This window comes from Roseovarius sp. D0-M9, assembly GCF_037083805.1.
GTDB lineage: Bacteria > Pseudomonadota > Alphaproteobacteria > Rhodobacterales > Rhodobacteraceae > Roseovarius.
The window spans coordinates 54,286-78,344 of the sequence record NZ_JBAPKZ010000017.1 but is presented as its reverse complement, the minus strand read 5'-3'; the positions used below and the strand labels follow the sequence as shown (position 1 = coordinate 78,344).

The window sequence follows — 24,059 nt, the reverse complement described above, 5'->3', positions numbered from 1 at the left end:
GACGAGGCGCGAAATAGATATGATCTGCGGTGTGATCAGGCACGGATGAGTATTTTTGCCAAGATGAACCGAGGGCGTCAGGCCCGACGTTTGCCGTAGTAGAGACCGACGACATGCTCGGCCTCCGCGAAAAAGAGCCAGCGCGAGGTGGCGATCCCAATGATATGGCTGAGCACGGCCAGCCCCCCTGTCAGGTGCCCGCCGGGCAGGCCGAGCAGCATGACAGGCAGGACATACCCCAGAATGAAGGCGATCATCCGCAGCTTTTGCGCATGGCGGCGGCCAACAACATGGACAAACTCGCGCAATAGGTAGTTGGTCCCCGTATGGGGCGGCTCGAAGGCGCGTGGGGTTCCGATGGGGCCAAGGCCGGTGGCGGTCTTGAGATCGGTGCCCGCGCGCGCGAACGCACCGTCGCCGCGCACCCACCAGGCAATCTGGACGAGTGCCGCAATGGGCAGAAGGACGATGGCGAGCGTCACCTGGCCCGCCAGAAGCGCGCCTCCAGCAAGGGAGACCGTTAGAAACAGTGCCGGCGTCAGCCATGTGCGCCAGCGCGGCACGGTCTTCATCTGGGCGTAGATCATCGCGGTTGTGAAGGTCACGCCAAGCGACAGCGCCGCGCCAAGCCAGCCCAGCGGCGCCCACCACTGATCGAAAAAGACGAGGCCCGCGCCATAGAGCGCCATGACGATCAGGGCCGCCACCGCCGCGCATCCCTCGCGGCTGAGCCAGCTGGTGCGCCATTGGGTGAACGCCTTGAGGGCACGCTCGGGGTGGCCGAGATGAAAGGTGGAGGCCGCAAGCCCGCCAACGGCCAGAAGATAGCCGATTGCAAAGAAGGCAAAGGCGACCCAGCCTGTCGGCGTGATAAGGCCCGCACCCAGCCAGAAAAGCAGGCCGAAGCCCAGCCCTGAAAGCGTGGTAAAGATGATGACGGACGGGGCGGGATGCATGTCAGACCTTGGAAAGAGCGCGGTCGAGCCAGGCGATAAAACCCGCGGGCTCTGACACCGGTGTATCGAGGAAGGGGGCGAGGATGTCTACCTGCGGCGCCGTGTCCAACTGATCTCGGGCGCGCGGAGGCAGATACTTGTTGACCGGCTTCGTTCCCTGCTCGGGCATCAGATCAAAGCCGCCCCGCTGCGCCGTAAGCTGGCTCACGTGGCTGTCGGGGTCGGCCAGATCGCCAAAATGCCGCGCCCCGGCCGGGCAGGTGCGCACGCAGGCGGGTACGCGGTCCTCCTCGGGGAGATTTTCGTTGTATATGCGATCGACGCAAAGAGTGCATTTTTTCATCACGCCTTCCTCTGCGTCCATCTCGCGCGCGCCGTAGGGGCAGGCCCAGGCGCAGAGGCCGCAGCCGATGCAGTCGCTCTCGTTGACGAGGACAATGCCGTCCTCGACGCGCTTGTAGCTGGCGCCGGTCGGGCAGACGGTGACGCAGGGCGCATCCTCGCAGTGAAGGCAGGATTTGGGAAAATGGACCAGTTGCGCCTCAGGCTGCGGTGCGGTCGAGGTCGCCAGTGGTTGCACCTCGTAGCTGTGGACGCGGTTGAGAAAGGTGCCTGACGGATCCGCGCCATAGGGGCGCTGATCGCTGAGGGGGGCGCCATAGTTTTCGGTGTTCCAGCCCTTGCAGGAAATGACGCAGGCATGGCAGCCGACGCATGTGTCGAGGTCGATGACAAGGCCCAGCTTCCGCTCGGTCTTTTGCGGGAGGGCGGTCATCAGAGCCTCACTTGTGCGGCTTGGGGAATGGCGGACCGGGGCGCTGCCCCGGACCCCGGGATACTTTCCGCAAGAAGAAGCGGGGCGCTGAGGGTGGCCGCAGGCGCGCGTTCGCTGGCATCCCATGTGGCGATGAACCAGATGAACGAGCCAAGGATGAGCGCGACGAAAGCGAGAATGATCAAAAGGGTACGCTGCGGTCCGCTCATTTTCCTACCTTCCATGCCAGTTTTTCCGGCCCCTGCCCGATGGGCGACGTGATGCGCGGCATCGTGGGCTGCGCCTCCGCCGGGGCGGGCACCTTTTCGATCCTGACCCGCAGGTCGAACCAGGCGGCTTGTCCTGTCACCGGATCGGAGTTGGACCAGCGCAAGCCGTCGCCCTTGGGCGGGAGCAGCTCATGAATGAGGTGGTTCAAGAGGAACCCCTTGGTCGTCTCGGGCGCGCCATCGCGCAATGCCCAGGCGCCTTTGCGCTTGCCGATGGCATTCCACGTCCAGACGGTATGGGGGTTGAGCGCGGCCATATGGGCGACCGGAACGGTGATCTCGCCGTGGGCCGAGGTGACGCGCGCCCAATCGCCATCGGCAAAGCCATGCTGCTCGAAGAGGCGCGTCGGCAGGTAGAGGGGGTTGTGCCCGTGGATCTGCCTGAGCCATGCGTTTTGCGAGCCCCAAGAGTGATACATCGCCATCGGGCGCTGTGTCAGCGCATGGAGGGGGTATTGGGCCTCATCGACATGGCCGTCCTCAAGCGCGGCATACCAGATGGGCAATGGATCCATCGCCTCCTTGATGCGCTCGCGCAGGGCCTCGGGGGGCTGGCGGTCGCCATGTCCTTCGGCGGCCAGTTGGAAGCGGCGCAGCGGTTCGGAGTAAAGCTCGAAGATGTAGGGTTGAGGCGCGTCGAATATGCCGATGCTGACGGCCCAATGCTGATAGGCCATGTTCCACGGCTTGTAGTAATGCGCCTCTTCGGGGATGTGCTGGACGCAGAAGCCACCATTTTCGATGTAGCTGTCCAGTTGCGCCGCGTTCGGGCCGCCGCGGCCATGCGTGAGGCCGCTCGCCCCCATGCGCCAGCCCGACAGCGGTCCGATCCCCGGCTTGCGCTGATGATTGATGATGTAATCGGCATAATCGGCGTATTTCTGTCCGCCGTCTTGGGTCACGAAACCCGGCAAATTCAGCCGCGCGCCCAGATCGCAGAGCACGGACTGAAAGCCGCGCACATCGCGGTCCGGCTCTACCACGGGCCAGCGGATGGCATCGGCGGCGGCGTTCGGCTCGCTGATGGGGCGGTCGAGCAGGCTGATGCAGTCAAAGCGCTCCAGATAGGTGGTATCGGGCAGGATCAGGTCGGCATAGGCCACCATTTCGCTGCTATAGGCATCCGAATAGATGATGCGCGGGATGACATACTCGCCATTGGCGTCCGTGTCCGTCAGCATTCGGGTGACGCCGCCCACGTTCATCGACGAATTCCACGCCATGTTCGCCATGTAGAGAAAAAGCGTGTCGATCTTGTAGGGATCACCCGCATGGGCATTCGATATGACCATATGCATCAGGCCATGCGCGCTCAGCGGGTTTTCCCAGGTGAACGCCTTGTCGATGCGGGCAGCCGTGCCGTCCTCTTTGAGGCAAAGATCATCGGGCCCGGCGGGATAGCCCAGATGCGGGCCGTCAAGCGGCGTGCCCGGCGCGCTTTTGCTATGCGGTTTGGGGTGGATGTGCGCGGGCTTGGGATAGGGCGGTTTGAACCGCATCCCGCCCGGCACCTCGACCGTGCCGAGAAGGATTTGCAGGATATGCAACGCGCGGCACGTCTGAAACCCGTTGGAATGGGCGGAAATACCGCGCATCGCGTGAAAGCTGACGGGGCGTCCCGTCATGGTCTGGTGCGTCTCGCCCCGGAAATCGGTCCATGTCCGGTCCAGCGTGAATGCCTCGTCAAAGGCGACGCGCGCCAGCTCGGCCGCGATCGCCTTGATCTTCTGCGGGGTCAGGCCGCAGCGCTCGGCCACCGCCTCGGGGGCGTATGACGGATCGAGGTAGCGCTCGGCCATCAGGTGCATGACCGGGCGGTGCGTGACACCTGCCGCGCGGTGGGTGGCGTGCAGATCGGGGCGGATACCCTTGGCATCGAAGGCGTCCAGTTTGCCGGTGTTGCGGTCGATGACCTGCGGTTTGCCCTCTGCGTCGCGCAGAAAGAGGCCATGCTCGGGCGATTTGGGATCGCCGTTTACCAAGACCGGCGCATTGGTATAGCGCGACAGGTAGTCGACATCGATGCGGCCCGCCTTCATCAGCTCATGCACGAGGGCGAGGATGAACAGCCCGTCGGTGCCGGGCGTGATGCCGACCCAATCGTCGGCCACGGCGTTATAGCCCGACCGGATCGGATTGACGCCGATCACCCGCACGCCGCGCGCCTTGATGCGGCCGATACCCATCTTGATCGGGTTGCTGTCATGATCCTCGGCCACGCCAAAGAGCATGAATAGCTTGGTATGCTCCCAGTCAGGGCTGCCGAACTCCCAGAATGCGCCTCCCATCGTATAGATGCCCGCCGCCGCCATGTTGACCGAGCAAAAGCCGCCATGCGCTGCGTAATTCGGTGTGCCGAAATTCTGCGCCCAGTAGCTGGTGAAGGACTGGGATTGATCGCGGCCCGTGAAAAACGCCAGCTTTTCTGGAGCCTCGGCCCGCAGCGGTGCCAACCAGTCGGTGGCCAGCGAAAGCGCCTCGTCCCAGCTGATCTCCACGAACTCGCCTGATCCGCGCGGGCCGACCCGGCGCAGCGGCGCGCGCAGGCGCGCGTGCGAATTATGCTGCATGATCCCGGCACTGCCCTTGGCGCAAAGCACGCCCTTGTTGACCGGGTGATCCCGGTTGCCGTCGATATAGGCGACACGTTTCTTGCCATCGGAACCCGTTTTCATATGCACGTCGATGCCGCAGCGGCAGGCACACATATAGCAGGTCGTGCGGCGAACCTCGTCCGAGACGGGCGGGCTGAGCTCTAGGTCAGGTTGGCGGTGCGTCACGGGGCAGTTCCGGCCTTGCATAACTGGCGCCGCAGGGCGCACGAACGACGCCGTTCCGCGCGGCGGCATCTGTGAAGAATAAAAACGCGGCTGAGCGCAGCTAAGCAGAAAACCATCCCCTATGTCACGGGTGTTCTCGCCCGCGCGGCGATGCGGCGCGGGCTACAGATTTTACGGGGCGATGCTACTCAGCCCCAGCCGTCGGTATGCTCGTCGTACTGGGCCTTGTTCCGGCGCGCGCGAAATTTGCGCCAGCGCGCCCAGATGCCCCATGCGAAGGCGGCCAGCACCGTCAGCACGATGATGTTGAACCACGGGATGATGCGCACATCCGGCCCCGCCACGGCCTTGGCCGAAATCGCGTTGGGGTAGATCGACAGAAATTCGTTGCGCCAGCCATAGTGGCGGATCGACACCCATTGCGCAGTCGCGGCATTCTTCTTGGACACAAGGTCCGACGCCTCGGCCTGCAAGTTTGACGTATCGAACTTGAAATAGGGCGGCCAGCCCCAGCCAGTATCCTCGTTGCGGTAGATCATCGGCTTGTCATCGGCCCGGAAAGTCTGGATGAAGAAGACGTCGCGGTATGTCGGGGCCTGCGTGTCTGTGGCAGGGGGGTTGGCCCAGAAAAGCGGATAGTCGAAATCCTCGCGCGTCTCGTAGGTATCGGTGATGCGCACGATGTCGTGCTGCGGCAGGGTGTAATGCAGGAAGGCGAGGACGATCGTCCAGAACACACCCCAGAAAACCCATTTTACATAGACCATCCCGGCCCCTTTCAGTTGAAATTCGTGAAATACACGATTGCGGACACGGTGACCACAGGCACAACGTAAACGCCCAGGATCAGTTTTCGCCTCAGCGAGCTGTCATATTCTTTCAGCCCGGCCTCGACGAACGCGTCCTCGCTGCCGGGTTTGCCCGCCGCCAGCCATTCGGCCTCCAGCTTGCCCCGCCTGACCCGGCGCGAGTAGATCGAAAGTGCGATGTAGATCACTGTCAGGATGATCCCGCCAAAGACCACCAGTTTCAGCAGTGCCGCCATGCCCCGTCTCCGTAGCGTTGTTCCCCTGAATCAGCCTAAAGCGGATCTGGGCGACATGGAAACAGGATGTGGAGGCTCAGGGTCAAGCGAGGACCAAAACCTGAACAGAGCCAACTCGTAAACGAGGACTCAACGGGGAGCAGGTCACTATCACAGGCCGCATGTCTCGAATCCTCGGCGCCCACCCTCACCCGACCACGTTGAATTCAGGCCCGTAGGGGTAGCCGGTGATGTCCTCACTGCCGTCTTCGGTGATGATCAGCACGTCATGCTCGCGGTAGCCGCCTGCGCCGGGCTGCCCGGCGGCCAATGTCAGCATCGGTTCCATCGAGATGACCATGCCGGGCTCTAGCACCGTATCCACGTCCTCGCGCAGCTCCAGCCCCGCCTCGCGGCCATAGTAATGCGACAAAACGCCAAAGCTGTGGCCGTAGCCGAAGGTACGATATTGCAGCAGATCGCGCTCGGCGAGGAAGTCGTTGATCTGATGCGTGATCTCGGCGCAGGACGCGTCCGGCCTCAGCAGACTCATGCCGTATTCATGCGCGGCAACATTCGCCTCCCAGATCTTGAGGCTGGCCGCGTCCACCTCGCCCACGAACATGGTCCGCTCCAGCGCGACGTAGTAACCCGAGATCATCGGAAAGGTGTTCAGCGACAGGATATCCCCGCGCCCAAGCTGGCGCGCGGTTACGGGGTTATGCGCGCCGTCGGTGTTGATGCCTGATTGGAACCAGACCCAGGTGTCGCGATATTCCGCATCCGGGAAGGCGCGCGCAATCTCAAGCTCCATCGCGTCGCGGCCAGCCATGGCCACGTCGATCTCGCGCGCGCCGACCTTTACTGCGTCGCGGATCGCGTAGCCTCCCACATCCGCCACCTTGCAGCAGCGCCGGATCAGATCGCGCTCGGCCCGGCTCTTGTGCATACGCTGCACCATCGTGGTCGGTGCGATGTCAACGGCCTTGGACGGCTTCAAGAAGCTGTCCAGTTTCGACTTTTGCAGCAATGTCAGGTGGTCTGTCTCATAGCCGATGGCCCTGCCCTCGCCCGAGACCGACAGGATCGCGCGCCAGTAGTTGTCGCGCTGCCAGTCGGTATAGGTGATGTTGTCGCCATGACAGCGGCGCCACGGCTGACCTGCGTCGATCCCCGCCGAGATGGTCACATCCGCATCGGCGGTGACAACAAGACCGTAAGGGCGGCCAAAGGCACAATAGAGGAAGCCCGAGTAATAGGCGATGTTGTGCATCGAGGTCAGGACGGCCACCTCGACCCCCAGTTCCTCCATGCGCGCGCGCAGCGCCCTCAGGCGCGTCTCGTATTCGGCGGCCCCGAATGGCAGGAGCGCCTTTTCACCATTGTGGAAACGATAGATTTCAGGACGTGCAGTCATATTCGGCCTTTCCTTTACAGAAAGGTCCCGGCGTTCAGGACTGTTGGGATACATGGCCTTGGCCCAAGGTGTGCCTTAGGGCGAGCGGCGCCACCGCTCCAGCCTGAGGGCTATCTTGCCGATCCTGGGGATTCTGGCAAGGTGTTTTGCATGAATGATTGCACTGCACCCCATGGCGGCCGCGCGGGGCCGCTGAACCTCATCACCGATGTGGCCGGTCTGCGGGTCGGCAATGCATCCGATGCGGCGATCAAGACGGGCGCAACCGTCCTGACCGCCGATGCGCCCTTTACGGCAGGCGTGCATGTCATGGGCGGCGCCCCCGGCACGCGCGAGACGGATCTGCTGGCGCCCGATCGGATGGTGCAACAGGTCGATGCGCTGGTCCTCTCGGGCGGCTCGGCCTTTGGCCTCGATGCGGCGTCGGGTGTTGCGGATGCCTTGGCGCAGGCCGGGCGCGGCTTTGCGGTGGGCAGCGCGCGCGTGCCGATCGTGCCGTGCGCGATCCTATTTGATCTGCTCAATGGCGGCGACAAGGCGTGGACGGTGAACCCCTACAAGCGCCTTGGAGCCGAGGCACTGGCCGCCTGCGATACGGATTTCGATCTGGGCAGCATCGGCGCCGGCACAGGCGCGCTGACAGCGACGCTCAAGGGCGGGCTCGGGTCGGTCTCCTACGTTCTTCCTTCGGGGCATACCGTCGGGGCGCTGGTGGCCGTCAACGCTTTGGGCGCAGCGACCGTCGCCAATGGCCCGCACTTCTGGGCCGCGCCTTTCGAGATGGGGGATGAATTCGGCGGGCTGGGCGCGGCGCGGGACTTTGGCGATGTTCACGCACCGCCAACCAAACAGGGCGGGGGCAGCACCACCATTGCCATTGTCGCCACCGACGCAATGCTGGATCAATCGCAATGCACCCGGCTGGCGACGGCGGCGCATGACGGCATGGCGCGGGCGCTGATCCCCTCGCACACACCGATGGACGGCGATCTGGTCTTTGCCGCCAGCACCGGGGCACGCACACTTAGGGGGCCGGGTGAGGCGCTGATGCTAGGTCACGCGGCGGCCACATGCCTTGCGCGGGCCATCGCAAGGGCGGTATGGATGGCACGGCCAGCCGCTGGGGATACCCTGCCCTGCTGGATCACGCGTCACGGGGATGCAGGCTGAACCACTCGAACACGGTTTTTGCTCCTTCAAGACGAGGCTGCTTGAGGTTTTGCAACCGATCCCTTGGCCACACTTGATGCGCGGCACCGGATCCTCTCTGTGCACGCGCAGATGCCCCAAACCCGGCCCGTGCGTCTGCGCAGTCCCGCATGGCCATCGCGATCCCCGGGCAATAATCGGCGCCTATGACGTATAGATCGCCCTGAGGCTGGACAACCCGCGCGCAAGGTGCTTTGCCTTGCGCCAAACAAACCGAAAGGATGCATGACATGAGCAAGACCGATCTCAAATCACTGCTCAAGGACCCGACGCTCTTGGCCGACAAGGCCTATGTGAACGGAAAATGGGTTAGCGGCGACAAGACGTTCGACGTGATAAACCCCGCGCGCGGCGATGTCGTGGCGCAGGTTGCAGACCTCAGCCGCGCTCAGGTGAACGAGGCCATTGCCGCCGCCGAAGCCGCACAAAAGGAATGGGCCAAGTGGACCGGCAAGGAGCGGGCCGCCGTTCTGCGCAAGTGGTTCGACCTGATGATGGAGAATCAGGACGATCTGGGCGCCATCCTGACCGCCGAACAGGGCAAGCCGCTGGCAGAGGCCAAGGGCGAGATCGCCTATGGCGCATCCTTCATCGAATTCTTTGGCGAGGAAGCCAAGCGCGTCTACGGCGAGATCATTCCCGGCCACCAGCGCGACAAGCGCATCAACGTCATCAAGCAGCCCATTGGTGTTGCCGCCTCGATCACGCCGTGGAACTTCCCCAACGCGATGATCACGCGCAAGGCCGCACCGGCACTGGCAGCAGGCTGTGCCTTTGTCGGCCGCCCCGCAGCCGAAACGCCGCTGAGCGCCACTGCAATGGGTGTGCTGGCCGAGCGTGCAGGCATTCCCGCAGGTGTCTTCAACATCGTGACATCCTCGCGCTCGTCCGAGGTCGGCAAGGAATTCTGCGAGAATCCCGCCGTGCGCAAGCTGACCTTCACCGGCTCGACCGAAGTGGGCCGCATCCTGCTGAAGCAGGCGGCCGATCAGGTCATGAAGTGCTCGATGGAGCTTGGCGGCAACGCACCCTTCATCGTCTTTGACGACGCCGATCTGGATGCCGCCGTCGAAGGCGCCATCATGTGCAAATTCCGCAACAACGGCCAGACCTGCGTCTGCGCCAACCGGATCTACGTGCAGGCCGGTGTCTATGACGCCTTCGCCGAGAAGCTGAAGACTGCCGTCGAAAAGCTCAAGATGGGCGACGGCATGGAAGAGGGCGTGGCCCTCGGCCCGCTCATCAACAAGGATGCCATCGCCAAGGTTCAGGAGCATGTCGCAGACGCCAAGGCCAAGGGCGGCACCGTCATTCTGGGCGGCGGCGAGCCTTCGCAGCGCGAGGGCAACTTCCTGCCCCCCACCATCATCACCGGCGCGACGCAGGACATGCAGTTCGCCACGGACGAGACGTTCGGGCCGCTTGCCCCACTCTTCAAGTTCGACGATGTGGATGACGTGATCGCGATGGCCAATGACACGATCTTTGGCCTTGCCAGCTATTTCTACGCCAAGGATCTCAGCCGCGTCTACAAGGTGGCCGAGGCGCTGGAGTATGGCATCGTGGGCGTGAACACGGGCATCATCTCGACCGAGGTGGCCCCCTTCGGCGGCGTCAAGCAGTCGGGCCTTGGCCGCGAAGGCAGCCACCATGGCATCGAAGACTACCTCGAGATGAAATACATCTGCATGGCCGTCTGANCAAGCAGTCGGGCCTTGGCCGCGAAGGCAGCCACCATGGCATCGAAGACTACCTCGAGATGAAATACATCTGCATGGCCGTCTGAGAATATTCTCCGAATTTTCTGAGCGGTTTTCAGAATGACAAAAAAGAAGCGCCCCGCCGAATAACCGGCGGGGCGCTCTGCGTTTCAAGGCACGACGCCTCTACTCCGAGACATCAGCCAAAGGCGCGGCCCGCGCATCGTTCACATTGCGCGCTGCCCCAACCCGTGGGCTCGGTCGCCTGCGGATCGAATTCAGTTCACCGCTTTGGCGTTGCTGGCGTCGCGGCGGCTCTCGATGGCGATGCGGCGGGGCTTCAGCGCTTCTGGCACCTCGCGCACCAGATCAATGTGCAGCATCCCATCCGCATGGGTCGCGTTCAGCGCGCGCACGTGATCGGCCAGTTGAAAGCGCCGCTCGAACGCGCGGGTGGCGATACCGCGATGCAGATAGGTGCGCTCCGTTCCGTCATCGGACTTGCGGGCGGACACGATCAGCGCGCCGTCGCGCAGTTCAACCGCAAGGTCATCCTCGGCAAAGCCCGCGACAGCCACCGAAATGCGCCACGCATCCTCGCCGGTCTTTTCGATGTTGTAGGGGGGATAGGTCGACTGCGCCGCGTCCGTCGTCAGAACGCGGTCCATCATGTCCGCAACCTGGTCAAAGCCGACAGTTGCCCGGTAAAGCGGGGCCAGATCAAAGTTTCGCATGGGTCATCCTCCATTGAGCGATACCATTATGATATGCCTTCCCTAATGGGACAGGCGGTCTGCACGGACCCTTGCGGCGTCCGGCACATGATATTTGGGAGACCGGCAGCGCCGTTTCAAGGCCTCGGACAGGCGTCTCGCATCGTTCAATTTGTGCGCTGCGCAACGCGGCTCGCTGCCTTCCGGATGTGTGGCCCAGCCTTCAGGGTTTGGCGAATTTTGCACCAGCGGCCTCGCCGCCCCGGCCTGTCTCGGCCCGTGGCGGAATGGTCCCTGCAGCAGGCGGCGCGGCGCGAAGGGCGCGCTTCAGGTCCTCGACGAGTGCCGGCAATTCCATTCCGTAGGCCATCTCGCTGTCGCCTGCCGAGATCAGTGAAACGATGCGCTGCCTTTGGCCCATGCGCCGCGCAAAGACGGGCGCACCCGAACTGCCGAAAGTGACATCGCAATCGAACGCCATCAGGCCCCGCCCCGCAGCGGTCACGCCGCATTCGCGCTGCCACGACAGGGCTGCATCGCGCCCCTGCCCATAGCTGACAACGCTGACGGTCGATCCTGCCTGGGCCTCGGCACTGGCGATGACGAAGGGGCTGGCGGTCGCCGCCGGAATCGCCTCTGCCAACTTCAGGAGCGCGGCGTCAAAGCGGATCATCTCGCCCGTGAGACGCGGCGCCGGAGTATAGCCCACGTGGGCCGCGATCTGTGCAATCCCGCTTTGCGATATGAACTCCCCGTCGCGCAGTCCGGCGCTGAACGTGATATGCGATGGCGCGATCAAGCGACCCACCTCGTCATAGACGCAATGCGCCGCAGTCAGCACCAGATCAGGCGCGATCAGCGCCCCGGTGCAATATCCCTGGCCTTCCAGATCCAGACGGCCAACCGCCTCCCAGCCAAACAGATCCTCGCGGTCGGTCAACCGGATCAGGTCGCTGCCCGCAACGGCCGGCACGGCCTGCACCATCAGCGCGGCGCAGGCCGCGATGAGGGCGCGCCACCTCATGGTTTGGCAAATTTTGCGCCGGTATCGCGCACTTGCCCGACACCGGCCATGAATGGCCCCTCGCCAGCGCGCCCGCCCTTGCCCGCGGCCAGTTCGGCCTTGAGCACCTCGAGCGGGAGTTGCAGCTGCGTGCCCAGCGACACTTTTCGGCCATCGACCTCGGCCATCGCAGACACCACCGACACGACGCGGGGCGCGCCCCCGTCAAAGGCAAAGATCGGCGCGCCCGAGCTGCCGTAATCGACATCGCATGACATCACCAGAACGCCCTCTTGGCGCGCGATCACCTCGCAAACCTCCTGCAAGGATGGCACGTCCGAGCGTCCCCGCGCATAGCTGACGACACCCACGCGCTGCCCCTTCAGAGGGCGCACATCGGTGTCGAAGGGTTCCACGCGCGCATTGTGGATCGGATGGCGCAGTTCCAGAAGGGCGACGTCATTGCGCACGCGCTCGGCAGCAACTTCCCCCTCCTGCATGTAGTCGGGATGGATGACGGCCCGGCGGACCCAGCGATAGGCCGACGCACGCCCATTGCGCCAGCCTGCCAGAAACTCGATCTTTTCATGGTCGAGGCGCACGCCCGTATCGCTGTCAAAGAGGCAATGCGCCGCTGTAAGCACCAGATCAGGCGCGATCAGCGCCCCGGTGCAAAATCCGCGCCCGGCCAGCTCCAACCGGCCAACAGCCTCCCAGCCGCGCCCGTCATCGCCTGTGTCCAGCCGTTTGAGGACCGTCTGCTGGGCAAGTCCGGGCGTCGCCGCCGCGCCGGAAATCAGCCCCAGCGTCAGGGCGGTCAGCAGGATGCGCAGCATGATGTCTCCGGTGGTTCTAGTGTCTATTCACGTCCGGCTAGCAACGATTTAGGGCGAAATTTGGGCGCCTTGCAAATCCCTGCGCAAATCGGGCACGCGCTCGGCGTCTTTCAGCGCGGGGGGCATCGGCCCACCGGTCGCCCAATCCAGCAGTTCGGCGGTGTGAACCATCGGAATATCCGTCCCGCCACCGATCTGCATCATGCAGCCGATGTTGCCCGCCGCGATCACATCGGGCGCGCGCGCCTCAAGTGTTGCGACCTTGCGCGCCTTGAGCTGCTTGGAAATTTCGGGCTGCATCAGGTTATAGGTGCCCGCCGAGCCGCAGCACAGATGGCTATCGGCAGGCTCGACCACGTCAAAGCCGACGCGCCGCAAGAGATCCTTGGGATAGGTCTTGATCTGCTGCCCATGCTGAAGCGAGCAGGCGGCGTGATAGGCCACCGTCATATCCTTGTGGGCGCCTTCGGGCAGGTCCAGCTGCATCAGAAGCTCGGAGATATCCATAGCGATGCCCGACACGCGCGCGGCATCCTCGGCCAGCGGACCTGAGCGAAACATATGTCCGTAATCCTTGACCGTCGTGCCGCAGCCGGAGGTATTGATCACGATGGCATCGAGGCCGCCATTCTCCATCTCCTCGCTCCAAGCGCGGATGTTCCGGGCGGCGGCCTCATGGCTCTCGTCCGTCTTGCCCATGTGATGGACCAGCGCACCGCAACAGCCCGCGCCGCGCGCTACCACCACGTCGCAGCCCAGCCGCGTCAGCAGGCGAATGGTGGCGTCATTGATATCGGTGTTCAGCGCCTTTTGCGCGCAGCCCGTCAGTAGCGCCACGCGCATGCGGCGCGGCGCGCGCGCACTGTGCGTCTGCGGATCATCATTGCGGCTGACCGGCGGGATATTCTTTGGCGCCATCTCCAGCATGGCCCGCAGACGGGGATCCGGCATCAGCCGAGCAAAGGGCCGCCCCAGCTTGGCACCCAGCAACGCCAGCCGGAACCGTGACGGATAGGGCAGGATGCGCGCCAACAGCCAGCGCAGCATCCGGTCGGACAGAGGGCGCTTGTAGTTATCGTTGATATAGGCGCGCGCGTGATCGACCAGATGCATGTAATGCACCCCCGACGGGCAGGTCGTCATGCAGGCCAGACACGACAGGCAGCGGTCGATATGCTTGACCGTCTTGGCATCGGGAACCCGCTCGTTCTCCAGCATGTCCTTGATCAGGTAGATGCGGCCCCGCGGGCTGTCCAATTCATCGCCCAGCACCTGATAGGTCGGGCAGGTCGCCGTGCAGAAGCCGCAATGCACGCAGGCGCGCAAGATCTGGTTGGAACGCTCGGTGTCCGGATCGCTCAACTGCTCGGGCGTGAAATGCGTCTGCATCAGGCGGCTCCTGCCCCACGGCTTGTCTCTGGGGCCATCAGGCCCGGATTGAAAATACCGCGCGGATCGAACCGCGCGCGCAGCCCCGCCTCCAGTGCGGCGACGGGCGCGGCGGCAGGATGAAACACGCCCAGCCGCGCCTTGGTTGCTGCCCCGCCGCGCACCAAGGTCGCGTGCCCGCCGAAATCGCCAAGCGCGGCGCGCAGGTCCGTCCCCTCGGGCACGCGCAGCCAGATCAGCCCCCCACCCCAGTCATAGACGGCATCGGCCCCCGGCAGACGCGCGGCCAGCACCGGGCCTTGCGTGGGCCGGGCCGATACGCGCCAGACGTCGCCAGCGCCGTCCAGCGCGCTCACATCGCGGATCGCGCGCCAGCTCTCGGCGGCGCCGTCCTCGATGCGCTGCCACGTGCCGAACTCCGCCAAAAGGCGGCCCAGCTGATCGGCGCGGTAGGCGACAGAGGCCTCGAACCCCTCCAGCCGGATCAACGTCCGGGGCGCGCCAGCGGCGACATGCGCCGCGCCCGACACCTCAAAAGGCGAGCCAAGCGCGCGCGACAGGGCGGCGACAGCGCGCGGCGCCTCCAGCCCCTCCAGCGCCAATGTCAGCGAGGCGCGCGGCGCAGGCAGCACCTTGAGCGACACCTCGGTCATCACACCCAGCGTCCCGTAGCTGCCGGTCATGAGGCGCGTCAGGTCATAGCCCGTCACGTTCTTCATCACGCGCCCGCCATTCTTCAGAACCCGCCCCATGCCATCGACAAATCGCACGCCCAGCATGAAATCGCGGCACGCGCCCGCTGCGATGCGGCGCGGCCCTGACACATTGCCAGCCACGACCCCGCCGAGTGTCGGCACGCCTTGCGTGCCCAGCAGGCCGCGATGATCCATCGGCTCGAACGCAAGCGCCTGCCCCTCGGCAGCCAGCGCCGCCTCGACCTCGACAAGCGGGGTGCCCGCGCGCGCCACCAGCGTCAGCGCGCCGGGCTCATAGAGCTTGATCCCGCTCAGCCCGGCCGTCGACAGCACCTCACCGGTCGCCACGCCAACCGCACGCGTGCCGCCTCCGCGAATGGCCAGCGGGCCAAGCGCATCCGCTACGATCTGCGCCAACTCTTCTTCCGTCTCGGGACGCATCACTTTCTTCTTGCCTCAAATATCCAGAAAACGCCCGCCAAGGGCACCGCGCCGCCGATCCTATTCCGCCGCCATACGCCGGGCCGCACTCACGCCCAAGGGAAAGACCTTGGCCGGGTTCAGGAGCCATCCGGGGTCGAACACATCCTTGACCGCCATCTGAATCTCCAGATCCTCGGGGGCGTATTGATATGACATCAGATCCCGTTTTTCGATCCCCACGCCATGCTCGCCGGTCAGGCAGCCGCCGACCTCGACGCAAAGCTTGAGGATCTCGGCACCCAGCTCTTCGCACAGTTCCTGCTGGCCGGGTGTGTTGGCGTCATAAAGGATCAGCGGGTGCATGTTTCCGTCGCCCGCGTGAAAGACGTTGCCGACCATCAGGCCGAATTCCTCGCTCAGCTCGCCGATCCGGCGCAGCACGAACGGCAGCTGGCTGACCGGGATCGTGCCGTCGAGGCACATATAGTCACCCATCTGGCCCATCGCGCCAAAGGCCGATTTGCGGCCCTTCCAGATGCGCGCGCTCTCATCTGTCGACGCGCTCTCGCGCAGCTCGACCGGATCGTGGCGGCGCGCGATATCGAGGATGATGGCAAGCTGCTCGTCGATCTCGGCGGGGCTGCCTTCCACTTCGACGATCAGCAGCGCCTCGCAATCGGGATAGCCCGCGTGGGCGTAGGCCTCGGTCGCGCGGATGATCGGCCGGTCCATGAACTCGATGGCGACCGGCAGGACGCCGGCCTTGATGATGTCGGACACGCAGGCGCCCGCCACCTCGTTGCTGTCGTATCCGATCAGCACGGGGCGCGCGCCCTCGGGCTTGGGCAGAATGCGCAGCCTCGCCTCGGTTACGACGCCCAGCTGCCCCTCCGAGCCGCAGATCAGACCCAGGAGATCAAGCCCCCCGGCGTCCAGATGTGCGCCGCCGATCTCGGTCACTGTGCCGTCCATCAGCACCATGGTGACGCCCAGCAGGTTGTTCGTGGTCACGCCGTATTTCAGGCAATGCGCCCCGCCAGAATTCATCGCGATATTGCCCGCAATGGCACATGCAAGCTGGCTGGAGGGATCGGGCGCGTAGAAGAAGCCATGATCCTCGACCGCGCCGGTCACGGAAAGGTTGGTGCGGCCCGACTCCACCCGGATGATCCGGCTGTCATAGTCCGTCTCAAGCACTTCGGTCATGCGCGCTATGCCAAGGATCACGCAATCGGCCGTGGGCAAGGCGCCTCCGGCCAGCGACGTGCCCGCCCCTCGCGGCACCACCGGCACACCCATTTCGTGACAGATGCGCAGCACCGCCGACACTTCGGCGGTCGAGCGCGGCAGCACCGCCGCCAGCGGCGCACAGCGGTAGGCGGCCAGCCCGTCACACTCGTAGGCGCGCGTCTCGACAGGGTCAGAGATAACGGCATCGGCAGGCAGAGCGGCCAGAAGGCGCTCGATGATGCGCGACTTGGCCGCGACGACGGCGGCGTCAGGTTCAGGCATGTCCATGGCTCGTCCTCCTGCCTTTCACGCTATTGTGCGCGGCGCTGCTGCGCAAGTGATCGGACCGGCGCCAAGTGCCCTTGTGCGGATGCGCCGCACCGGGTTTATAGGGATCCATGAAAAAGATTCTCAGCTTCGCCCTTGCCGCGCTCCTGCCCGTCGTTGCCCTAGCGGAACCGCCGGTCGTGGAGCAGGCCAAGGCGATACGCGACGAGATGGGGTGGAAGTTCTCGGTGACGATCCGCCACGGCGATACCGGGTGGGAGCATTACGCCGACGCCTGGGAAGTGCTGGCCGAGGATGGCACCGTGCTGGCCACGCGCCCGCTGCGTCACCCCCATGTGGACGAGCAGCCTTTTACACGAAGCCTGCATCAGGTGATGCTGCCGGATGGCACGCGGCGCGTCTATATCCGCGCGCGCTGCACCCAGGGGCATGTCTCGGACCCATTGACGACGGTGGATATTCCGCTCTGACCGCAGGGCCAAAGCGGTGGCCCAGTAATCTCGATTTCAGCATTTGCCGAAGCGCAGCGTTCAGTATGAAGGACGCTCGCGCCTCGCCCTTGGACTATGCCTACGGGTAACGGCGCGACGCTCTAGCGCCGCCCTTCACGGAGCCACGCACCTGTCACCAATGCCGCGATCAGCGCCAGCACCAGCCACGCAGGCAAGAGCGGCGTCAACGTCACCGATTGCGTGACATACGCGCCGCGCGGCGTGATCCCCAGCCAGCCGCGCCCGGCGGCGGGCCGGCCCTCGCGCACTTCTCGGATGGCGGGCACGCCCTCCTCTATGGCACGGATTCCGCCACCAGTGCCCTCGATCAGCGGAGCGAGCGCCGCGCCCGTCGCGATCGTCTCTTCGAATTCCAGCGGGGCAGCGGGGCCGAGGCCGATCACCGCGCTCTGATCGCCACTGGCAAGACGATAAAGCCCGATCTGCGGCCCTTCGAAAATAGCCTCGAATCGGCCCGGCGACACTTCCTCCAGCGGCACTGTCACCTCTGCCCCGTCCGGTCCGGTGATGGTGACGTCCTCGACCTCTTCGTCCAGACTGCGGCGAATGATGCGCATGGTCTGGCCCGTGGCCTCGGCCCAGAGGGCCTCTTCCTCCAGCTCGGGCTCCTTCATCATCCAATGCGCAAGGCGGCGCAGCAGCTCGAGCTGGGGCCCGCCCCCCTCGTAGCCGCGATTCCACAGCCACGCATGGTCCGACGCCAGGAGCGAAACGCGCCCCTCGCCGACGCGGTCCAGCACCAGCAGGGGCGCGTCCTCGGCCCCCGACATCACGGTATCCCCCGTCGGCTCGGTCACCTCGATCTGGCGCAGCCAGCGGCCCCACGGCCCGTCGTGCATCGCGCCGAGGCCGGCGGTCACGGGGTGACGCTCGCCCATATCAGTCACGGCGGGGCTGTAGGGCTGGCTCATCACGCGCGCCGTGGGCCGGGCCGGCACGATCTCCTCCAGCGGCGAGCGGTAAAGGCTGTTGGCCCCCGCGAAATCCGGCCCCGCCGCAAAGAGGACCGCACCACCCTTTTGTACATAATCGGCCACGTTTTCGAGGTAGAGCGCAGGCAGGATGCCGCGCCGCTTGTAACGGTCAAAGATGATGAGATCGAAATCGTCGATCTTCTCTAGGAAAAGCTCGCGCGTGGGAAAGGCGATCAGGCTTAGCTCTTCCACCGGAACGCCGTCCTGCTTTTCGGGTGGGCGCAGGATCGTGAAATGCACCAGATCGACGGAACTGTCGGATTTCAGCAGGTTGCGCCACGTGCGCCCGCCCGCATGCGGCTCGCCCGAGACCAGAAGCACGCGCAGCCGGTCGCGCACGCCATTGATCTGCACCAGCGCGGTATTGTTGCGCGCGGTCAGTTCGCCCTCGCCCTCGGGGGTGATGAACTCCAGCACGTTGCGCCCCCCGTGGGGGAGCGAGAGGGGCAATTCGATGGGCTGGCCCACGGGCACGGTAAAACGCTGCGGCGCCTCGCCATCGACCGATATATCCAAGGGCACTTCGGTATCTCCGGGCGCCGCGCCGCTGTCCTCAATGCGCAGGGTCAGCGTGATCTCCTCGTCCAGAATGGCAAACGCAGGGGCGCCCTCGACGATCAGGCGGCGGTCCCAGTCGGCCTCCCGGCCCGTATGGACCAGATGCAGCGGCGCCGGCAGGCCGGGCGCGCGCTGCAGATCATGCAGCCGCCCATCGCTCAGCAGGAACATGCCCGCGATGCGGCCCTGCGGCTCGCTCGCCAGCACATCCGAGAGGGCGGTCATCAGCTGCGTGCCGCTGTTGTCGGCGCCGTCATCGACCTTGACGCGCCGCACCTCGACGCCTTGAGCGGCCAGGCGGGCCTCAAGCGTCTCTGCCGCTTCGGCCGTCATGGCGGCGCGGTCCGCCAACTGCTGACTGGCGCTTGCGTCCTCGACCAGAATGGCGATGTCGGTCAGATCCTCGCGGTCCTCGCGGCTGAGGCTGGGCCCCATGAGTGCCGCGAGGATCAGCGCCGCACCAATGCCGCGCAGCGCCCAGCCCGACAGGCCGCGCCAGGCCGCCAGTGCCAAGGCCGTCAGGGCCATGCCCGCAAGCGTGGCAATCAGCCAGACCGGCAGGGCCGGGTCAAAGACAATCGCGTTCGTCATTGGCCTAACCTGTCGAGGAGCGCAGGCACATGGACCTGGTCGGATTTGTAATTGCCGGTCAGCACATGCATGACCAGATTGACACCAAAGCGATACGCCATCTCGCGCTGCCGTTCGCCGGCATAGCCGCGCCCGACGGGCAGCATGGCATTGCCGCTCTCATCCACCGCCCAGGCCGAGGCCCAGTCATTTCCGCCGATCACCACCGGCGTCACGCCATCGTTGAGATTGCGAAACGGCATTCCGGGTGCCGCCTCGGCGGCATCGGGCGCGGACTCGACCCAGACGGGTCGGCCTGCGTAGCGGCCCGGAAAATCCTGCAAGAGGTAAAAGCCGCGCGTCAGCACATGGTCGTCCGGCACGGGCTCCAACGGCGGAATGTCCAGCGGCTCAGCAAGCCTTTGCAGCATCGCGCCGTTAGGCGAGGACGCGCCAAAGCCCGCGACATCAGCATCGCGTGTGTCAAAGAGGATCATGCCGCCACTGCGCAGGTAGGTGTTCAGCCGCGCATAGGCCTCGTCCGACGGGATCGCCTGCGCAGGTGTGATCGGCCAGTACAGCAGCGGAAAGAACGCAAGTTCATCCGTCTCCAGATCGACGCCCTGCGGCGCCGCAGGCTCCACGGTGCTGCGGAAGAAGAGTGTCTGGCCAAGCCCCTCGAGCCCTGCTCGCGCCATGTCGTCAAGTTCGGTATCACCCGTCAGGACATGCGCCAGCGTCACTTCGTCGGCCAGCGCCTCGGGCGGGCGGTCCTGGGCCAGCGTCGGATCGGGCAGCAGCATCAGCGCGCCAAGGACCATTGCCGCCCGAGCAGGCAACAGCCGCCCGGAGAGGCCCAGCGAGGCAAGGATATCGGCGCTCAGCAGCAAGAGCGCAGCGGCCAGAAGCCAGCCCATCAGCGGCGTCTCCTCCTGACGGTCAAGTCCGATGACGGTCGCGCTCGCAGGCCAGCTGGCGGGCGTCAAGACGTCCCCCTCGGCCATGACGTTGCGCGCGATGCTCCTGTCTTCGCCCTCATAAAGGCCGGGGCGCAAATCAGGGCCCAGATCCGCCTCCAGCAGCCGTTCACCCGCAACGCCGGGCAGGGTATCGCCGCTGCGCAGCACGCCCATGCCATCCAAGACTTCGGAGGGCTGCCACGTCGTTCCGGCCAACTCTTCGGGCGCAGGCGGCCCATCGCCGGTCGAGATTGCCAGCCGCTCAAGCATCTGCACGAACAGACCCGACAGCGGCAGGCTGCTCCACTCGGCGTTGGCGGTCACGTGGAAGAGGACGACCTGCCCCTGCCCGATCCGCTTGCGCGTGACCAGTGGCGTGCCATCGCCCAGTTGCGCAATCACGCGCTCGGCCAGCGTCGGATCGGGCTGGGCCATGACCTGCGACGTCACCGTCACATCAGACGGAATATCGAGACCCGCAAAGGGACCGCCCTCGGCGAAAGGCGCGAGCGACTTGGGCTCGCCCCAGCTCATCGCGCCGCCAACGCTGCGGCCCCCGGCCCTGAGACGAACGGGCATCAGCGGGTCCTCGGCACCGCGCGACACGTCGCTGGCGGCAAGGCGCGGCCCGGCAAAGCGGACCAGCGTTCCGCCCTCCTCGGCCCAACTGCGCAGGCCCTCTGCCTCGGCTGGCGAGAGCGTGCCGACATCAGCCAGCACGATGGCATCGGGGTTGGCAGGCAGCACATCCATCAAGGCGCCCGTCAGCAGATCGGCGGAGGGTTCCAGCGCGCGCTCAAGGTAATGCAAGGGCGAGAGCAGCTCGAGGCCCTCACGATCCTCGCGGCCCGCGATCAGTGCCACCTCGCGGCGACCCAGCGCATCCCCGACAAGCTGAACCGCGCCCGCGTGATCTTGGCCCGCGATCTCGAACCGGGTGATGCGGGCGCGTAGCTCGGCCGGCAGGCTGAGCGCGCCGGTCGCCTCGCGCGCGCCCTCCTCGAAACGCAGCGGCAGGGTTGCCAGCACACGCGGCGCGCCCGACGGATCGCGGCCGTGCGCCAGAACTTCAAGGGGCCATTCGCCACCCGGCGCAAGGCGCTGCGCGGTCACCTCGATTGCGCCGCCCTCGGCGCGGGGCGGGGTGAGCGTCACCAGCGGTGCGGCACTCTCGCGAATCGTGACACTGCCCTGCGCCTCAAGCGCGCTCAGCAGCGCGCCGCGGCCGTCACGCTCCAACCCGTCCGATAGCCAAAGCGTGTCGAAGGCGTCATCGGGCAGCATCCCGGCGGCTTGCTCCACCCCGTCCGTCGTCGGTGCCCATGGCAGCGGACCCAAGCCGGCGAGGCGACTGCGCCAAGCCTCGGCAGCCTGAAAGACCGGCGCCTCGGGTGCGCTGAGCCGCAGCACGGCGGCAGTGCGACCGTCGCGTCCCGCCTCAGCCAGCACGCCGTCCAAAAGGTTGCGCGCCGCGCTGTCGTCCCGGGCACTGGCCCAACTGGCGTCGAGCGCGATCAGAAGGGGGCGATCACCGCGCGCGGCGTCATCGCTCCGCGGATTGAGCACAGGCCCGGCCATGGCGATGATAACGGCGCCCAGCGCCAGCATCCGCAGCAACAAGAGCCACCAAGGCGTGCGATCCGCCGCACTATCCTCGTCGCGCAACCCCAGCAGCAGCGCGACCCCCGGAAAGCGTCGCCGCACCGGCGCGGGCGGCACTGCGCGCAGCAGCACCCACAGCACCGGCAGCGCCGCCAGCGCGATCAAGAGCCACGGTGCAGCAAATCCGATGGCGCCCAGCGTCATCGTGCCCCCTCGCCCAGAGTGCGGTACAGGTGCAGCAGCACGGCCTGCGGGCTGCTATCGGTGTGGTGGCACATGTAGGCCCAGCCAGCCCTGCGGCAAAGGGTGCGCAGCGCATCCTTGCGCTCGGCGAGGCGCTCCAGATAGCGATCCCGCAGATCGCTGGCCTTCAACGTCTCATGTGCCAGCGTGCCGCCGACGGATTCGAAGATCGCGCGGCCCCGGTAGGGAAACGCCTCCTCCGCAGGGTCAAGGATCTGCAAAAGAACACCGCCCACACCCCGGTCGGCCGCCGCACCCACTGACGCGCGCACCGCATCGAGATCACCAAAGAAGTCCGAGACGAAAAGCGCGCGCGCGTGCGGCAGCAAACCCCGCGCATCCGGCGCCGCGTAATCCGCGCCCTCGCCTGCGTCGCTTTGCGTGGCACTCAGCATGGCGGCGAGCCGCGTAATCTGTGCCGTGCCGCGACGCGGTGGCAGCGCATGGCCCGACAGGCCCACACGCTCGCCGCCCTTGTCCAGAAGAATGGCCGTCGCCAGCGCCAGAAGCTGCGCGCGATCTGCCTTTTGCGGCAGCGCGGCATCGCTGGCAAATCGCATGGAGGCTGCGCCATCGACCCAGAGCATCACTGTCTGCGCGATTTGCCACTCGCGCTCACGCACGAACTCGGCATCGCTGCGAGCCGAACGGCGCCAGTCGATCTGGCGGCGCTGATCGCCCTCCTGCACCGGGCGGTATTGCCAGAAATCATCGCCCAGCCCGGCGCGCCTGCGCCCGTGCTGCCCCAACAGCACCGCACCCGCCAGCCTGTCCGCCCGCGCCAAGAGCGCAGGCAGGCGCGCTGCCTCGGCCTCGGCCCGGCTGCGTAGATCAGCGTCGGCATGAGCGGTGGTTTGTGTCACGCGGCGGCAGCCTGCGCATGGCCCAGATCGGCCAGCGTATCGGTGATCAGCGCACTCAGACTATCGCCCCGTGCCCGCGCCGCAAAGTTCAACGCCATGCGGTGGATCAGCACCGGCTGCGCCATGTCCACCACGTCCTCGGGGCTGGGCGCCAGCCGCCCTTGCAAGAGAGCCCGTGCGCGCACCGTCAACATCAGCGCCTGCGCTGCTCGCGGGCCCGGCCCCCACGCCACGCTTTCCTGAACACGCGCCGAGGCGCCTGGCTCATCCGGACGGAACGCGCGCACCAGATCCAGAATCATGTCCATGATTCCCTCGCCCACCGGCATCCGGCGCAAGAGGGCTTGCGCCGCGATCAACTCCTGCGTGGTGAACACCGGCGCGGCGGCCTCTTCGGCGCTGCCGGTGGTGGCCAGCAGGATCTCGCGCTCGGCAGACCTTTCGGGATAGGGCACGTCGATCTGCACCAGAAAACGGTCAAGCTGCGCTTCGGGCAGGGGATAAGTGCCCTCCTGCTCGATCGGGTTTTGCGTCGCCAGCACATGAAACGGCGCCTCGAGAGGCCGATTTTCGCCCGCAACGGTCACTTGCCGCTCCTGCATGGCCTGCAAGAGGGCCGATTGGGTGCGCGGGCTGGCGCGGTTGATCTCATCGGCCATCAAGAGCTGGCAAAAGACCGGCCCAGGAATGAACTTGAAGGCGCGGCTGCCGTCAGCCCCGGTCTCGAGCACCTCGCTGCCCAGAATGTCGGCTGGCATCAGATCGGGCGTGAACTGCACACGCCCGGTGTTCAGTCCCATGACGGTGCCCAACGTGTCGACCAGCCGCGTCTTGCCAAGCCCCGGCAGGCCCACCAGCAGGCCGTGACCGCCGCTGAGCATCGCGGCAAGCGACAGGTCCACGACCCGCTCTTGCCCTATGAAACGCCGCGCAACCTGTGCACGCGCCTCTGCGAGCCGCGCTTGCAACGCATCTATGTCGGCCACCAAGTCGGCGCTCTGGGTCATGGAAATTCTCCGGATTGGGCTATATCGTTCACTTGAGTGTATAGCGCATGACAAAAATGGCAAA

The 24,059-nt window shown here is 65.5% G+C and carries 19 protein-coding genes; 3 read left to right on the top strand and 16 right to left on the bottom strand.

Features of this window, described 5'->3' with window-relative positions:
* Window positions 1–77: 77 nt before the first annotated feature.
* The 6 genes from V8352_RS12490 to V8352_RS12465 all read right to left on the bottom strand — a co-directional run bounded on the left by V8352_RS12490 (window position 78) and on the right by V8352_RS12465 (window position 7,221).
* Window positions 78–956, bottom strand: a complete 879-nt coding sequence (locus V8352_RS12490) for a dimethyl sulfoxide reductase anchor subunit family protein (RefSeq protein WP_336424626.1) — start codon at window positions 954–956, stop codon at window positions 78–80.
* Between the two features lies 1 nt (window position 957).
* Window positions 958–1,731, bottom strand: coding sequence for a 4Fe-4S dicluster domain-containing protein (locus V8352_RS12485; RefSeq protein WP_336424625.1), 774 nt, complete (start codon window positions 1,729–1,731; stop codon window positions 958–960).
* Window positions 1,732–1,936: 205 nt separating this feature from the next.
* On the bottom strand, window positions 1,937–4,780 hold the full coding sequence (locus V8352_RS12480) for a molybdopterin oxidoreductase family protein (protein ID WP_336424624.1): 2,844 nt from the start codon (window positions 4,778–4,780) through the stop codon (window positions 1,937–1,939).
* Between the two features lie 188 nt (window positions 4,781–4,968).
* Window positions 4,969–5,547, bottom strand: coding sequence for a DUF1523 family protein (locus V8352_RS12475; protein WP_336424623.1), 579 nt, complete (start codon window positions 5,545–5,547; stop codon window positions 4,969–4,971).
* 11 nt (window positions 5,548–5,558) lie between these two features.
* A complete protein-coding gene (locus V8352_RS12470; protein WP_336424622.1) occupies window positions 5,559–5,825 on the bottom strand; it encodes a hypothetical protein in 267 nt (88 codons plus the stop codon).
* A 187-nt stretch (window positions 5,826–6,012) separates the two neighbouring features.
* Window positions 6,013–7,221, bottom strand: a complete 1,209-nt coding sequence (locus tag V8352_RS12465; protein ID WP_336424621.1) for an aminopeptidase P family protein — start codon at window positions 7,219–7,221, stop codon at window positions 6,013–6,015.
* 150 nt (window positions 7,222–7,371) lie between these two features.
* On the opposite strand from V8352_RS12465, the gene V8352_RS12460 reads away from it, so the two are divergent.
* Window positions 7,372–8,391 carry a P1 family peptidase gene (locus tag V8352_RS12460; protein WP_336424620.1) on the top strand — a complete coding sequence of 340 codons (1,020 nt, stop codon included), beginning with the start codon at window positions 7,372–7,374 and terminating at the stop codon, window positions 8,389–8,391.
* A gap of 269 nt (window positions 8,392–8,660) precedes the next feature.
* A complete protein-coding gene (locus V8352_RS12455) occupies window positions 8,661–10,130 on the top strand; it encodes an NAD-dependent succinate-semialdehyde dehydrogenase (RefSeq protein WP_442971027.1) in 1,470 nt (489 codons plus the stop codon).
* 278 nt (window positions 10,131–10,408) lie between these two features.
* Here the strand turns inward: V8352_RS12455 and V8352_RS12450 are convergent, their stop codons facing one another.
* The 6 genes from V8352_RS12450 to V8352_RS12425 all read right to left on the bottom strand — a co-directional run bounded on the left by V8352_RS12450 (window position 10,409) and on the right by V8352_RS12425 (window position 16,707).
* Entirely contained in the window at window positions 10,409–10,864 is a 456-nt protein-coding gene (locus V8352_RS12450; protein ID WP_336424618.1) for an Hsp20 family protein, read from the bottom strand.
* Window positions 10,865–11,066: 202 nt separating this feature from the next.
* Entirely contained in the window at window positions 11,067–11,867 is an 801-nt protein-coding gene (locus tag V8352_RS12445) for a trypsin-like serine peptidase (protein ID WP_336424617.1), read from the bottom strand.
* Window positions 11,864–12,682 (bottom strand): trypsin-like serine peptidase, encoded by an 819-nt coding sequence (locus V8352_RS12440; RefSeq protein WP_336424616.1) that lies wholly within the window; start codon window positions 12,680–12,682, stop codon window positions 11,864–11,866. Before V8352_RS12440 ends, V8352_RS12445 begins: the two co-directional genes overlap by 4 nt.
* A gap of 48 nt (window positions 12,683–12,730) precedes the next feature.
* Complete coding sequence (gene glcF / locus V8352_RS12435; RefSeq protein ID WP_336424615.1) at window positions 12,731–14,071, bottom strand: glycolate oxidase subunit GlcF; 1,341 nt, start codon at window positions 14,069–14,071, stop codon at window positions 12,731–12,733.
* Entirely contained in the window at window positions 14,071–15,207 is a 1,137-nt protein-coding gene (gene glcE / locus V8352_RS12430; RefSeq protein WP_336424614.1) for a glycolate oxidase subunit GlcE, read from the bottom strand. Before glcE ends, glcF begins: the two co-directional genes overlap by 1 nt.
* 60 nt (window positions 15,208–15,267) lie before the next feature.
* Entirely contained in the window at window positions 15,268–16,707 is a 1,440-nt protein-coding gene (locus V8352_RS12425; RefSeq protein WP_336424613.1) for an FAD-linked oxidase C-terminal domain-containing protein, read from the bottom strand.
* A gap of 110 nt (window positions 16,708–16,817) precedes the next feature.
* Here V8352_RS12425 and V8352_RS12420 point away from each other — a divergent pair, with 110 nt between their 5' ends.
* A complete protein-coding gene (locus V8352_RS12420) occupies window positions 16,818–17,177 on the top strand; it encodes a hypothetical protein (RefSeq protein WP_336424612.1) in 360 nt (119 codons plus the stop codon).
* A 122-nt stretch (window positions 17,178–17,299) separates the two neighbouring features.
* Here V8352_RS12420 and V8352_RS12415 read toward each other — a convergent pair whose 3' ends face one another.
* From V8352_RS12415 to V8352_RS12400, 4 genes are read right to left on the bottom strand one after another with little or no spacing between them, the layout of a single operon-like run.
* Window positions 17,300–19,342 carry a hypothetical protein gene (locus V8352_RS12415; protein WP_336424611.1) on the bottom strand — a complete coding sequence of 681 codons (2,043 nt, stop codon included), beginning with the start codon at window positions 19,340–19,342 and terminating at the stop codon, window positions 17,300–17,302.
* Window positions 19,339–22,086, bottom strand: coding sequence for a DUF4159 domain-containing protein (locus V8352_RS12410; protein ID WP_336424610.1), 2,748 nt, complete (start codon window positions 22,084–22,086; stop codon window positions 19,339–19,341). Before V8352_RS12410 ends, V8352_RS12415 begins: the two co-directional genes overlap by 4 nt.
* Complete coding sequence (locus V8352_RS12405; RefSeq protein ID WP_336424609.1) at window positions 22,083–22,988, bottom strand: DUF58 domain-containing protein; 906 nt, start codon at window positions 22,986–22,988, stop codon at window positions 22,083–22,085. The genes V8352_RS12410 and V8352_RS12405 overlap by 4 nt, the downstream gene beginning before the upstream one ends.
* On the bottom strand, window positions 22,985–23,995 hold the full coding sequence (locus V8352_RS12400; RefSeq protein WP_336424608.1) for an AAA family ATPase: 1,011 nt from the start codon (window positions 23,993–23,995) through the stop codon (window positions 22,985–22,987). The genes V8352_RS12405 and V8352_RS12400 overlap by 4 nt, the downstream gene beginning before the upstream one ends.
* Window positions 23,996–24,059: the final 64 nt, after the last annotated feature.

Excerpts from the sequence above, each read along its gene's own strand:
- V8352_RS12455 (WP_442971027.1), top strand. The coding sequence starts at position 8,661 with ATGAGCAAGACCGATCTCAAATCACTGCTCAAGGACCCGACGCTCTTG.
- V8352_RS12475 (WP_336424623.1), bottom strand. The coding sequence starts at position 5,547 with ATGGTCTATGTAAAATGGGTTTTCTGGGGTGTGTTCTGGACGATCGTC.
- V8352_RS12410 (WP_336424610.1), bottom strand. The coding sequence starts at position 22,086 with ATGACGCTGGGCGCCATCGGATTTGCTGCACCGTGGCTCTTGATCGCG.
- V8352_RS12415 (WP_336424611.1), bottom strand. The coding sequence starts at position 19,342 with ATGACGAACGCGATTGTCTTTGACCCGGCCCTGCCGGTCTGGCTGATT.
- V8352_RS12465 (WP_336424621.1), bottom strand. The coding sequence starts at position 7,221 with ATGACTGCACGTCCTGAAATCTATCGTTTCCACAATGGTGAAAAGGCG.
- V8352_RS12460 (WP_336424620.1), top strand. The coding sequence starts at position 7,372 with ATGAATGATTGCACTGCACCCCATGGCGGCCGCGCGGGGCCGCTGAAC.
- glcF (WP_336424615.1), bottom strand. The coding sequence starts at position 14,071 with ATGCAGACGCATTTCACGCCCGAGCAGTTGAGCGATCCGGACACCGAG.
- V8352_RS12485 (WP_336424625.1), bottom strand. The coding sequence starts at position 1,731 with ATGACCGCCCTCCCGCAAAAGACCGAGCGGAAGCTGGGCCTTGTCATC.
- V8352_RS12490 (WP_336424626.1), bottom strand. The coding sequence starts at position 956 with ATGCATCCCGCCCCGTCCGTCATCATCTTTACCACGCTTTCAGGGCTG.
- V8352_RS12445 (WP_336424617.1), bottom strand. The coding sequence starts at position 11,867 with ATGAGGTGGCGCGCCCTCATCGCGGCCTGCGCCGCGCTGATGGTGCAG.
- V8352_RS12420 (WP_336424612.1), top strand. The coding sequence starts at position 16,818 with ATGAAAAAGATTCTCAGCTTCGCCCTTGCCGCGCTCCTGCCCGTCGTT.
- glcE (WP_336424614.1), bottom strand. The coding sequence starts at position 15,207 with ATGCGTCCCGAGACGGAAGAAGAGTTGGCGCAGATCGTAGCGGATGCG.
- V8352_RS12440 (WP_336424616.1), bottom strand. The coding sequence starts at position 12,682 with ATGCTGCGCATCCTGCTGACCGCCCTGACGCTGGGGCTGATTTCCGGC.
- V8352_RS12450 (WP_336424618.1), bottom strand. The coding sequence starts at position 10,864 with ATGCGAAACTTTGATCTGGCCCCGCTTTACCGGGCAACTGTCGGCTTT.
- V8352_RS12400 (WP_336424608.1), bottom strand. The coding sequence starts at position 23,995 with ATGACCCAGAGCGCCGACTTGGTGGCCGACATAGATGCGTTGCAAGCG.
- V8352_RS12425 (WP_336424613.1), bottom strand. The coding sequence starts at position 16,707 with ATGGACATGCCTGAACCTGACGCCGCCGTCGTCGCGGCCAAGTCGCGC.
- V8352_RS12470 (WP_336424622.1), bottom strand. The coding sequence starts at position 5,825 with ATGGCGGCACTGCTGAAACTGGTGGTCTTTGGCGGGATCATCCTGACA.